9 protein-coding genes are annotated in these 13,079 nt (G+C 53.2%); 2 read left to right on the forward strand and 7 right to left on the reverse strand.

What is annotated here, in order from left to right; genetic code table 11:
* Positions 1 to 40: 40 nt before the first annotated feature.
* From Q4E40_RS13755 to Q4E40_RS13780, 6 genes are all read right to left on the reverse strand, one after another.
* Complete coding sequence (locus Q4E40_RS13755; RefSeq protein ID WP_303412933.1) at positions 41 to 874, reverse strand: YsnF/AvaK domain-containing protein; 834 nt, start codon at positions 872 to 874, stop codon at positions 41 to 43.
* A 541-nt stretch (positions 875 to 1,415) separates the two neighbouring features.
* A complete protein-coding gene (locus Q4E40_RS13760) occupies positions 1,416 to 1,910 on the reverse strand; it encodes a DUF6438 domain-containing protein (protein ID WP_303412935.1) in 495 nt (164 codons plus the stop codon).
* A gap of 14 nt (positions 1,911 to 1,924) precedes the next feature.
* Positions 1,925 to 2,524 (reverse strand): hypothetical protein, encoded by a 600-nt coding sequence (locus Q4E40_RS13765; protein ID WP_303412936.1) that lies wholly within the window; start codon positions 2,522 to 2,524, stop codon positions 1,925 to 1,927.
* A 105-nt stretch (positions 2,525 to 2,629) separates the two neighbouring features.
* Positions 2,630 to 4,471, reverse strand: coding sequence for a membrane protein insertase YidC (yidC, locus tag Q4E40_RS13770; RefSeq protein ID WP_303412938.1), 1,842 nt, complete (start codon positions 4,469 to 4,471; stop codon positions 2,630 to 2,632).
* A 33-nt stretch (positions 4,472 to 4,504) separates the two neighbouring features.
* Entirely contained in the window at positions 4,505 to 6,118 is a 1,614-nt protein-coding gene (gene pyrG / locus Q4E40_RS13775) for a CTP synthase (RefSeq protein WP_303412939.1), read from the reverse strand.
* A 175-nt stretch (positions 6,119 to 6,293) separates the two neighbouring features.
* Positions 6,294 to 8,801, reverse strand: a complete 2,508-nt coding sequence (locus Q4E40_RS13780) for a zinc-dependent metalloprotease (RefSeq protein WP_303412941.1) — start codon at positions 8,799 to 8,801, stop codon at positions 6,294 to 6,296.
* Positions 8,802 to 9,109: 308 nt separating this feature from the next.
* On the opposite strand from Q4E40_RS13780, the gene Q4E40_RS13785 reads away from it, so the two are divergent.
* A complete protein-coding gene (locus Q4E40_RS13785) occupies positions 9,110 to 10,726 on the forward strand; it encodes a tetratricopeptide repeat protein (RefSeq protein WP_303412943.1) in 1,617 nt (538 codons plus the stop codon).
* Positions 10,727 to 10,732: 6 nt separating this feature from the next.
* Here the strand turns inward: Q4E40_RS13785 and dinB are convergent, their stop codons facing one another.
* Positions 10,733 to 11,812 (reverse strand): DNA polymerase IV, encoded by a 1,080-nt coding sequence (dinB, locus tag Q4E40_RS13790; protein WP_303412945.1) that lies wholly within the window; start codon positions 11,810 to 11,812, stop codon positions 10,733 to 10,735.
* A 504-nt stretch (positions 11,813 to 12,316) separates the two neighbouring features.
* Here dinB and Q4E40_RS13795 point away from each other — a divergent pair.
* Positions 12,317 to 13,009 carry a type 1 glutamine amidotransferase domain-containing protein gene (locus Q4E40_RS13795; RefSeq protein WP_303412946.1) on the forward strand — a complete coding sequence of 231 codons (693 nt, stop codon included), beginning with the start codon at positions 12,317 to 12,319 and terminating at the stop codon, positions 13,007 to 13,009.
* Positions 13,010 to 13,079: the final 70 nt, after the last annotated feature.

Here is a 13,079-nt window from a genome sequence, read left to right on the forward strand (position 1 = left end):
ACCTGATGACTGCCTCTTGCCTTATCTAAAAAACTTATCCCTAAATGTTCCGAGGGTTACCGGGTTTGTTGCCCGGGTTACGAAGGTCCTGGTCTCTATTCCGATCTTGTTTGTCAATGTCCACATCCGTTTTGCGCACGGTTCCTCTTACGGTCTCGTCACGCTCCTCTGTGTGCTTGCTGATCTTTACCTCTTCCACAACGCGGGCCTCCTTGTTCACAACAGGCACCTCTGCGCGTTCTGTGATATTGATCTCACCTTCCTTAAAATTCTGGAAGTCACGGTCAGTGGCCGGACGGTTGACCTTGTTGCGTTCAATGTCAAGGTGTTCCTCCCGCAATCGCAGGTGTTCCTCTACCGGGCGCTCTACGATACGGCTTCTCATATGCACACCGCCACGTTCTACTTCACGTTTTCCAACGTTCAAGCGCTCTTCCATGATCGGAATCGTCTGGCTCGAGTCGCCGGTTTGTCCGGTTCTGGTCTGAGTTGTATCCTGTGGCGGCCTGTTCATACCCGCCTGTGGACTCGCAGTCTCGTCTACATCCACGGCACCACAAGAATCCAGCACCGCGGCGGCCTGTTCAGCCTCTTGGCGGGAATCGGCATGCACCGTTACCACCCAGCCTTTGCGGGCTGCCTGTGTGTGTTTGCTGGCATCGTCGTTCTGGCCAAATAATGATCCGAAGAAGCCGCTTACACTGTCATTGTCTCTATTTGTTGTGCTGCTGCCCACGTGCTTCGCTGAAGCGGAGGCAGGGTTTGCTATATCTACTTTATCACGGCCAATGTGGTGTGTGCTCTCTAGCTTTTGCACCGCAGCCTGTGCGTCTATACCTTCTTTAAAAATGCCTATTACGGTTTGTCGTTCCATAGTTGTGTGTATTATTTTGTACAAAGGAGTTCTTTTGCCTTCATTAAGCCTGGGGACTCCACGACCCAGATATTATCTTGGGAATCTTGTTCCCATTGTTTCGATTTAAGATCAAGACTACCACCAAGCCCTTGGCATGAAAGGCAGTCCATGCGCTTTCTGTAAAATGTTGTGTTCAGGATACCTGATTTCTAAACTCTTACTGCAAGCCATTTCGTGCTTATATAGCCTGTTTTGAATTAAAACTTATCGTAGTCAATAATTTAAAATTATTACTATATATGATATATTAGTATTACTTTTCAAATATGGCTCGTTGCCATGGCACTCTAATTTTTTACGGCCTGAACTGGGTTTAGTTATTGATTTCTCAAAACGGCAACAGGAGTTTGTCCTATATTTAAAACTAGTGTTATTAAGATACAGCTACTGAAAATGGGGCTGTCGCGGGAAGAGGCAACATTTCGGACTAGAGTATAGCAAGGACAGGGAAATGAAAAAAAATTGAGAACAGTGGCCGCTCTTGTTGATGACGCAGCATTTATCGGATGGGCAGTCTTTTCTTCGCCTCTTCATCAGCTAAACCCATAAGCAGGGTGTGTACTTTCTCCTGGAAGTCCAGCAGGGGTTGCGGTCCTCCCTCTTCCTGCTTCACCCGCTTCACCTCTTTGCCAGCCTTATAGAACGTCGTGATCGTGGAGGGCATGTCGCTCCAGTTGGTAAGGTAGGTGTCCTGCAGCGAGGTATAGTTTAATTGAGACACTTCCTGCCGGAGCTCTTCCAATTGCCTGTTTGAGATCGTGAAAATAACCGTGTCCAGGACCGGAACATCGCTATACCCAATGAAGCGGATGCTGCCACTTTCCATGATGGTCGCCTCGTAGGACGGGCAGGTACCGAGACAGGGCGTTTTCTGGAAATGAAGCAAAGGAGCATCCTGCGCCTGCACATGGCTTTTCTGAGCAGCACTGCAGCCAGACGCCAGGAGCAATCCCAGGCCAATTCCCAGTTTGAGCAGGTATAGCAGTGTGTGCATGGCGGTTAGTTTTGTTATTGCCCCTGGGGTAGTTTACGGAATTTACCCGCTTCCAGCACATAGGCGGCCGGTTCGCAGTAGGGGCATTCCACATAGTTGTGGGACGAATCCGGTGGATTGACGATGAAGATGCGACTATCGGGGCTAAACTGGGCGCCTGTGCTGCTTTGTAACTTGTCTAGTATTTTGCCGTCCTGGCGGTCTATCACATAATGCTCCTGGCAAGTCGTGCCGCACTCCACGGTGACCACCGTATACCTGCCGGCAAAGTTTACGCCTTGTTTCAGGCCCTCCTGCAGGGCTTCGCGGAACTGAGAGGCATCTGCATGACTAGCTTCATCCAAAGGAGCCAGGCGGCCCCCGTAAGGCTCCTGCACCCGAAAAGCCTCGTCACTCTGGTAGGCATCCATCCGCAGGCGGTAGCGTTCGTATATTTCCGGGTTCTGTTCCAACGTGTCGGGCCCACGCAAGGAGTCGCGTTGCAGGCGCTCCTCCAGTTTCGGGTGTGTGCTGGCAATGGTCTTCTCTTCGTCTGTCTGTTGCTGACAGGCTGCTCCCAAAATGGCTACAAAGGACAAGGGCAGCAGGAGGTGGGGGAGTATGTTCTTTCGCATGGTATCTATATAGGTATAGGCCTATACGCAATACGGCGAATATGGTCAAACAAAAAAGCCCCGAACTGCTTCGGGGCTTTTTTATCAGGTATAGTACATGGGTGCCTATTTCTTCAATTTCGGGTTGTTGCGGCGCTCCTGCTCTTTTTCGGATGCGGCACGCATGGCTTCCTGCATACGCTCCGTAAACGACGGGCCTCCCGTTTTTTTCTTGTCTTTGCGCTTGTCGCGGTTTTCCTCCAGTTTGGCTCTGATCTTGCCTTCGTCCACAAACTTGCGCATAATCGCCATCTGACCGAAGGTGACCATGTTCGACACAAAGTAGTAGAAAGAAAGACCTGCCGGGAATGAGTTCAGCACGAACATGAAGATGAGCGGCATCATGTACATGTAGTACTTCATCGGGCCCTGCATCGAGACGTTCATCTGGTTGTTCGACCAGGTATAGAGGATCGTGGAAGCCGTCATCAGCAGCGTGAACATACTCACGTGGTCGCCATAGAAAGGTATGGTAAACGGCAGGTTCACAAATACGTCATACGTTGAAAGGTCATCCGCCCACAGGAAAGCCTCCTGGCGCAGCTCAATCGAGTTCGGGAAGAAGTTGAACATCGCAAACAGGATCGGGATCTGCAGTACCATCGGGATACAGCCGCTGAGCGGGTTGACGCCCATCTCGCCGTACAGCTTCATGGTTTCCATCTGTGTTTTCTGCATGTCGCCGTCGTTGCGCTCTTTTATGGCGTCAATTTCCGGTTTCAGCACCTTCATCTTCGCCATCGACATGTGCGACTTGTAGGTCAGGGGGAGGAGGATCAGCTTGATGTAGAGCACCAGCAGGATGATGATGATGCCGTAGCTGCCGATGTAGTTTTCCAGAAAGTCGAAGGCCGGGATGATGATCCACTTGTTCACATAGGAGAAAATGCCCCAGCCCAGGTCAAGGTTCTTGTTGAACTCGTTGCCCATGTGCTTGAGGATCTTGTAGTCGTTGGGGCCGAAGTAGAACGTAAACTCACCCTTGCCGCTCAGCAGGTCAGCCGTCGGGATCAGGATCTGGGAGTTCAGGGTTTTTACGATTGAAGTATCCGCCGGATCGGTCACAGACTCCAGCTTGGCGCCCGCGAAGGTGTTGGTGGCGATGATGCCCGCCGTGAAGAAGTTCTGCTTGTTGGCCACCCACTTCATTGGCTCCGAAACGGTCTCAGTTTCCGTGCCCTCCGAAATGGAGAGGTGATCGAAGCTCTCGTCAGCCGTGTAGTAGTTGATGGTGGACTTGGCCCGGTTATGCGGCATGTCTTTTTCCAACTGCTTCAACTGGTCGTTCCAGGTCAAGGTCACGTTCTCGCCGCTGATCTGGTTGTTGAGGCCTTTGAAATCCAGTTTGTAGCCTACCTCAAAGCTGTTGTCGAACAAGGTATAGATCTGGTCAATGGTCTGCCCGTTGCCCAGGTCGGCGCGGTAGGTGATGGATTTGGCAGGCACATCGCCCACGTTCACCGTCTGCACTTCCGATGGTGAAAAATACAGGTCAGAGAGGCGGATGTTCTTGCCGTCATTCGTGGTGAACTGCACATCGGTCTTGCTGCTTTCCTTGTCAAAAAGCACCAGCGTATTGCCTTTGTAGTCTTTGTAATTCTTCAGGACCACTTCCTCTACCTGGCCGCCTTTGCTGTTGAAAGAAACGGTCATGTTCTGGTTTTCGAGGGTGGTGGTGCTGGCCTGGCCGGTTGCGGCTGCGCTGAAAGTACCCAGGGCGGCCGCACGGCGCACCTGCGCCAGCGAGTCGTCCTCGACTACAGCAGGCCCCACCTGCACCTGCTCTACCTTGGCTGTCTGGTCAAATGCCGGAGTGTTGGCTTCTTCGTTCGGACCCGCGAAGAAGAAGGAGTAAGCCAGCAGGAGCACGGCAATCAATCCAAAGCCAATAGCTTGATTTCTATCCATCTAATGAAAATAATAATTTGTTTAGGTTAATGCTTACTTCGATTTAGTGTAATTCATGGCCGCTTTCACAAACTTAACAAAAAGCGGGTGCGGATTAGGCACTGTGCTCTTTAATTCCGGATGGTATTGTGCTGCCACAAACCAGGGGTGATTCTGTAATTCAATTATCTCCACCAGCCCTGTGTCCGGGTTGATGCCGGTCGCCATCATGCCGGCCTTCTCGAAATCGGCCAGGTACTTGTTGTTGAACTCGTAACGGTGGCGGTGGCGCTCGGAAATTTTAGGCTTGCCGTAAATAGAAAATGCTTTTGAGCCCTTCTTTAGTTCACAGGTATAGGCGCCCAGTCGCATGGTGCCACCCATTTGGGTAACGTTTTTCTGGTCCTCCATCATGTCGATCACCGGGAACGGCGTTTCCGGTTCCATTTCGGTGGAAGCGGCGCCCTGCAGGCCCAACACATTGCGGGCAAACTCCACGGCAGCGCACTGCATGCCCAGGCAGATGCCCAGGAACGGTATACCTGCCTCCCGTACAAAGCGGATGGCCTCCAGTTTTCCTTTAAAGCCGCGTTCGCCAAAGCCTGGGGCAACCAGCACGCCGTCCATACCTTGCAGCAGGCTGGCCACGTTCTCGTCGCTGATGTTCTCTGACTGGAACCACTTGATGTTTACTTTGCACTCGTTGGCCGCACCGGCATGCACAAACGACTCTACAATCGACTTATAGGCATCCGGAAGCTCCACGTACTTGCCCACCAGGCCAATTTTAACTTCTGCAGTCGGGTTCTTGAGACGTCCCAAAAACTCTTTCCATTTTTCCAGTTCCGGCTCACCGCGATGCGGCAGTTTCAGTTTGGCGATCACGCGCTCGTCGAGCTTCTCTTTGCGCATGAGCAGCGGCACATCGTATATTGTCTCCGCGTCAATTGACTCGATCACGGAATTTTGATTTACGTTGCAGAACAGCGCAATTTTCTTGCGCAGGTCGGCAGGTATATGGTACTCCGAGCGGCATACCAGGATGTCTGGCTGCACACCGGCCTCTGAGAGGTCGCGCACCGAGTGCTGTGTAGGTTTGGTCTTCAGCTCGCCGGCTGCCTTCAGGTAGGGCACCAGGGTCAGGTGGATCACGCAGGTTTCGTGAACGCCCAGTTCCCAGCGCAGCTGTCGCACCGCTTCAATGAATGGCAGGGACTCAATATCACCCACGCAACCGCCGATCTCCGTGATCACGATGTCAAACTCGCCGGATTCGCCCAACAGCAGCATGCGGCGCTTGATCTCGTCTGTGATGTGGGGAATTACCTGCACCGTTTTACCCAGGTAGGCGCCTTCGCGCTCCTGTGTGATCACGTGGTGGTAAATGCGACCGGTGGTCACATTATTTGCCTGTGAAGTAGGTACATTCAGGAAACGCTCGTAGTGACCCAGGTCCAGGTCGGTCTCGGCGCCGTCTTCGGTCACGAAGCATTCGCCATGCTCGTAAGGGTTGAGCGTGCCCGGGTCGATGTTGATATAGGGGTCGAATTTCTGGATTGTTACAGAGAAGCCTCTTGCCTGCAGCAACTTAGCAAGAGAAGCGGAGATGATACCTTTACCAAGTGAGGAGGTAACGCCCCCTGTAACAAAAATATATTTAGCAGCCATAAGTTAGGTTAAACTTTATGGGCTACAAAGGTACAAGATATATTTGATTTTACGGTACCGTACCCCATTGTTCTGTTTTTTGCATAGGATATCTTAGTTAATATTCAACAGAAAGGGTAAATAAAAAGCCCCGGCCAAGGTGGCCGGGGCTTTCGCTATCAATAAAACAGGAAAATTAGCTTTTCGGATTCAGGATGTTGTCGATACGTGCCAGTGCGTCCTGCAAATGGTACTTCGTCATCGAGTCAGACGTCTTTGGCAAAGAGGCCTTGATCTGATTGCGCAGGGCAGTCAGTTCGCCGCGCACCATCGGACGGATATCAGACTGAGACACCTTCACCGTGGTGACGCCCGCAAAAGCGCGTGCGCTGGCCGGAACAGAAGGCTGCTCTTCTTTCATCAGGAATTCCATACGGTCCAGGTAACCGCGCTGCAGGTTGCGGCGGTACATGTCTACGTTCTTGCCGCTTCCGATCTCAGACCACACGCCGTTGCGCAGGTCCGCCATCATCTCAGGCAAGGTATAGGTTTTGCTGCCCAGTGCCGCCTGCGACTCCAGCAAGCGCTGCATACGGCCCGGCTCCAGCACGTTGTTCAGGATGTTCACCTGCGCCGTGCGGATGCGCTCCACCGCGCCAGCAGACTCGATCTTGCGCAGAATACTTTGGTCCAGCATCCAGGTAGGTGTAGCAAACCCTTGCTCGTTGATGAACTTCATGGCACGCTGCTGCTTTTCTTTCGGCACGGCAGCGTACACGTCGCCTTTCTGTTCGTAGGTTTTGTAGTTCTCGTAGATACCGCCGATGTTAGCCGTTACGTGGCCCATGTAGCGGTTCCACTGGCCCAGCACCTGGCCGTACATCTCCTGCAGGTCGTCGTAGTTCTTGTTCTCCTCCTTCGTCCACTCCATCAGGTTTGGCATGATGCGCTTCAGGTTGAGAATGCCGTAGTGGCTGGCCAGCATGGCGTCGTCACCCAGGTCCTCGGTCTGTGAAGACGGGTCGATCGGGTTGCCCTGCTGACGGCCGAAGCGGTACATCGGGTCATCTCCTTTTTCCAGGATCCACTGCGATAGCTTGGCCACGTTGTCATAACCGTTCATCTCCGGGAAATAGGTATAACCCCACTTCACAGAATGCTTGTCATACACGCCTATACCTGGCATCAGTGCCACGCCCTTGTCCTCTGGCTGCGCCACGTAGTTGAAACGGGCATAGTCCATGATAGAAGGGGCGGTACCCATCTCTTTGGTGAATTTGGCATCGCGCAGCTTCTCCACCGGGAAGGCGGCACTGGAGCCCATGTTGTGCGGCAGACCCAGGGTATGGCCTACTTCGTGCGCCGACACAAAGCGGATCAGCTCGCCCATCACTTCGTCTTTGAACTTGATGCCACGGGCATCCGGGTTCACGGCGGCCGTCTGCACAAAGTACCAGTTGCGTAGCAGGTTCATCACGTTGTGGTACCAGCCGATGTGGCTTTCCAGGATCTCACCGGAGCGCGGGTCGTGCACGTTCGGTCCGTAAGCGTTTTGCGTCTCCGAAGAGAAGTAGCGGATTACAGAGTAGCGCGCGTCTTCGGTGCTGAACTCCGGATCTTCCTCCGGGGTAGGGGCATCTTTGGCGATGATGGCATTTTTAAAGCCGGCGGCCTCGAATGCCTTGTTCCAATCCTCTACGCCTTGCTTCAGGTATGGTCGCCATTTCATCGGCGTGGCCGGGTCAATGTAGTAAACGATTGGCTTGATAGGCTCTACTAACTCACCGCGGGCATAGGCGTCTTTGTCTTTTGGCTCCAGTTTCCAGCGCACAATGTAGCGGCGCTTCGCAGCACGTTGCTCGTCCGTGCCGTAGTCGGTCTGGGAAAGCGTGAAGTAACCTACGCGCTCGTCAAAGCGACGGGCAGGCATCGGTACCTTCGGCAACAGGAGCATGGAGTGGTTCAGCTCCACGGTGATGGTACCGGCATTGGAGTTGGCAGGCGGATCAGTCGCCTCGTAGGTCATGAGGGAGCGCGCCTCGATGTTGATCGGGAAGCTCTTGATGCCCTCCACGAAAGAACGCTTGTCGTCCAGGCGCTTCACTTTGTAAGACTCACGCTGGCGCTTGTTCAGGCCGAGTGCTTGTACGTCTTTCGAGAAAAAGTCGGTCACTTCCACCACAGAAGCACCGTTATTAAAGGCTTTTACATCGAAGGCCTGTATTACCGGGGCCAGGTTGGAGTTCTGTACCGAATGGTAGATCTCCAGCGTGTCGCTGGCTACGTTCTGGTAAGAGATCAGGCGGAGTAAAATGCGATTGCCTTTCTTTTCCCATCGCAGCATCTGGCGGTTCAACTCCTCGCCGCCATACCCAAGGTTGGTAGCGGTCTTGGCGATGCGGCTCACCATCAGCATGTCGCGGTTCAGAAGCGTATCCGGAATTTCGTAGAAGTACTTATCGTCGATGCGGTGCACCTTGAAAAGTCCCTCGTCGGTTACGGCGTTCGGGGTGATAACGCTGGCGTAGGGTTTTACGCCGCTGTCTTCTTTTTTAGCGGCCGGAGTAGCCTGCGTGGTGGTTGCTTCCTGCTTGGCTTTTTTCTTCTTCTTTTTTTCCTTGCTTTGGGCAAAGGCAGGCGGTGCTACAAGCGCACCAGCCAGAAGCAGTGTAGCCAGCCGGGCGTAGCGTACATTTTTGCTCATAATGGGGTGAAAGATTAGGTTAAATTAGTATTTCACAATATACCAGTTTCCAGGTATAGTCTAAAAGACTATGCTTGAGTGGAATGGTTTAATCAGGTGAACGTGTATACCTTAATTTCGCGACTTCCATCAGAACAATGCTATCATAACTAAACATATCACAGCAGAATGAGTAATAAATTAGGATAGGCTATACCTTGCTGATACCCTGTCTGGCTTCTTCCTGTTAAGCGTTCTGCTGCTTAATTCAGACGTGTATCGTCCCTGCTTCTGACACACATTCTTTCCAATTTTTACACCACTTCATCATGCGAACATCACTTGTTACAGCTATAGCATGGAGCATTGCCTTTGCTATACCGGGGTATAGTGCGCTTGCGCAGGGGCATGCCACCAAACACGGCACCGTGAACCTGCAAACCTCCTGCAGTGAGCGGGCGCAGCAGTTTTTTGACAATGGCCTGGCACTCATGCACCATATGATGTATGAGGAGGCGGAGCAGGAATTTGCCGCCGCTGCTCAAGCCGCGCCGGATTGCGGCATGGCCCAATGGGGCATTGCCATGAGCTACATTCACCCGTTGTGGGGCGAGCGGCCTACAGATGAAAACCTGCAGAAGGGGAAGGCAGCCGTAGAGAAAGCACAGCAACAAAATAGCCTGACAGATAAGGAAAAAGCCTACGTTAACGCTGTGTCTCAGTTTTATGAAAACTGGGAGAATACCAGCTATGCAGATCAACTGAAAGCGTTCGAGGCTGGGTATAAGCAAGCGCATGAAGCTTATCCGGATGAAGTAGAGGCGGCTGCCTTTTACGCCCTGGGCCAGCTCGGCACGGCCCCGAAGACAGATAAGACTTTTGCAAAACAGAAAGAAGCCGGAGCGCTGCTGGAACAACTGCATGCCAAAAAACCCGACCACCCGGGAATGTTTCACTACATCATCCATGCCTACGACAACCCCCTGCTGGCTACCAAGGCGGTTAACGTGTCGCGGGAATATGAGCGCATAGCCCCGGATGTACCGCATGCCCTGCACATGCCAAGCCATATCTTTGTTCGATTGGGTCAGTGGACGGACGCTGTAGACTGGAACATCCGCTCAGCAGATGCCGCCATCCGACAGTCGCCCAAAGACGTGGTCTCCATGCACTACCCGCACGCCCTGGATTACATGGCGTACGGCTACCTGCAGCAGGGGCAGGATAAAAAAGCACAGGCTGTAGTTGAAAAGCTGGAGGCAGCAGTAGGGTATACCCCCACCTTCGCGACGGCCTATGCGCTGGCCGCTATACCTGCCCGCCAGGCCATGGAAAGGGGCAAATGGGCTGAAGCAGCCGCTTTGCCCGTCCGGTCTCCCGAAAGCTTTGCCTGGGATAAGTATCCGGGCGCTGAGGCCATCACGCATTTTGCCAAAGGGATAGGTGGCGCCCGCTCCGGAAACACGGGTGTAGCCGAAGAGGCGATTATGGCTCTAAATAAATTGCAGAAGCAATTGAACAGCTCTGGCGATACCTATTGGGCAGCACAGGCCGAGGCCCAGCAACTGGCTGTGCAGGCCTGGCTGGCGTATCAAAAAGGAGACAAGGAAAAAGGGCTTGCCATAATGCGGGAGGCAGCTGACAAGGAAGACGCACTGGACAAACATCCGGTAACGCCAGGAGCTGTGCTGCCGGCCCGGGAGCTATTAGGTGATATGCTGTTGCTGAGCAAAAAGCCAGCGGAAGCTATGCTGGCCTATGAAGCAAGCCTGAAAATATCGCCCAAACGCTATAACAGCCTTTATGGAGCAGCCCTCGCCGCTGAAAGGGCGAAAGACAAAGAGAAAGCCAGGTCTTATTATTTAGAATTACTGAAAACAGCACCGGAGGCTGATGGTGACCGGGAGAGCTGGGCACAGGCCAAAAAGTTCGCCGCCAGAAAATAAAGCCAGCTAAAACTCCAGCGTCAGCTGGTAGCCTTCCATTTTGTCGTGCTGGTAGAGGAGGGAGGAGGCCGTTATACCTAGCAAACGCACCGGATATACCGGCAAATGGGGCGTGCGCAGCAGGTCGCGGGCAATGGTAAAGATGGCGTCGGCCGACTTGATCTCGCCCAGAAAAGTCTTGCTGCGGGTGGTTTGGTTGAAGTCGAAGTACTTGATCTTGACTGTGATGGTCTTGGCCGTGGTTTGCAGTCGTTCCATGTCGTGCGCCACTTCTTTGGCTAGTTTTTCCAGCTCCGGCAGCATCACTTCCTCCTCTGTCAGGTCTACCTCAAAGGTGCGCTCTGAGCCGATGGATTTGCGGATGCGGTGTGGCTGTACCTCCCGGTCGTCCTGCGCGCGGGCAATGCGGTAGTAGTAGCGCCCTGTTTTGCCGAAATGGCGCACCAGCTCCTCCTCTGACTTCTCCCGCAGATCGGCACCGGTGAGGATCCCCATGCTCTGCAGTTTGGCCGCCGTTACTTTCCCAATACCATAGAATTTCTCGATGGCCAGGGCCGCCACTATATCCTCGGCTTTGTCGGGTGGGATGAGTGTGAAGCCATTGGGCTTGTTCATGTCCGAGGCGATCTTAGCCAGAAACTTATTGAAGGATACGCCGGCTGAGGCAGTCAGGCCGGTTTCCGCCTGGATCTTGGCCCTGATCTCGTTGGCGATAATCGTGGCGGAGGGCATGCCGATCTTATTTTCGGTTACGTCCAGGTAGGCTTCGTCCAGGGAGAGCGGCTCTACCAGGTCGGTATAGGAGTAGAAGATCTCGCGGATCTGGCGCGATACGGCGCTGTATACCTCGAAGCGGGGCTTCACAAAGATCAGCTGTGGGCAACGCTGCGCCGCGATCTTGGAGGCGAGGGCCGAGTGTACGCCATACCGACGGGCCTCGTAACTGGCCGCTGCCACCACACCTCTTGCCCGCGAGCCGCCCACAGCCACGGGTTTGCCACGCAGCTCCGGATTGTCGCGCTGCTCCACGGAAGCGAAAAAAGCGTCCATGTCGATGTGGATGATCTTGCGGATAGGGCTAGGCATAAGGATGGGTACAAAGATAAGAGTTTAGAAGTTGAAGAATTTGAGAAGTTAGGAAGTTGAGAAGGTAGAAAGTTATAAAGTAGTGATGTTACTCCATATCGTCGTTTCCGTGCAATGGCGTCATGCCGAAACGTCGTTCGTGTGCAGTGGATCAGAGCGAGCTCTCCTGAACATCCTTGACTGGGAAAATTACTGCGGGGGACATCCATGTCCCCGTATACCTGCAAAGCGGTCACACGGGGATTAGGAAATCCCCGACAATCTTCTTCGGAATTGATAAATCCCGAAGAGCCCCTTTTAGAAAAGCCTATTAGAAAATTTAATCGCTTCTAGGGACGGGTCGTGACCTGTCCGAATCGCGCGCCCGTAATCATGCACCCGTATACCTTCCTAAATCGTGCCCTTATCAACAATCAACGGGAAGCAATCGTTAAGCCAATAAGAACAATTAACAATTCAGCAATTCAACAATTTAGCAATTCAACCATTCAACCATCAACAGCTATGAAAGTACTATTTGTTTTAACCTCACACGACCAATTAGGTGACACCGGAAAAAAGACTGGTTTCTGGATTGAGGAGTTTGCAGCCCCTTATTACACACTGGCCGATGCCGGCGTGGAGGTGGACCTCGCCTCACCGAAAGGCGGTCAGCCACCGATCGACCCGAAGAGCACGGAAAAGGATGCGCAGACCGAGGCGACCAGGCGCTTTTACGAGGACGAGGACCTGCAGCACACACTCTCCCGCACCAAAAAACTTACGGAAGTAAAAGCCGATAACTATGATGCCGTTTTCTTCCCGGGTGGGCACGGACCGTTGTGGGATCTCTCCAGCGATAAAGACTCCATCCGCCTGATCGAGGAGTTTGCCAGGCAGCAGAAGCCGGTGGCGGCCGTTTGTCACGGACCCGCTGCCCTGATGCAGGCCAAAGGCCCGAACGGGGAGCCACTCGTGAAAGGCAAAAAAGTGGCAGGCTTCACTAACACCGAGGAGGAGGCTGTGCAATTGACCGAAGTGGTGCCCTTTCTGGTGGAGGACCGCTACCAGGAACTGGGCGGCATCTACTCCAAAGCCGACGACTGGCAGCCTTATGTGGTTACGGACGGTTTGCTAATCACGGTGCAGAACCCAGCCTCCTCGGAGCCAGCGGCGGAAGCCTTGCTCAAGATGCTCAAAAAGGAGAAAGCGGCTTAAGCTCCTGGTTTTTCGTATACCTCACTATCAGTGTAGCGTGAAAATCCCACCCAATCCTATTTGGAAACGG

Source organism: Pontibacter coccineus (assembly GCF_030546575.1).
Lineage (GTDB): Bacteria > Bacteroidota > Bacteroidia > Cytophagales > Hymenobacteraceae > Pontibacter > Pontibacter coccineus.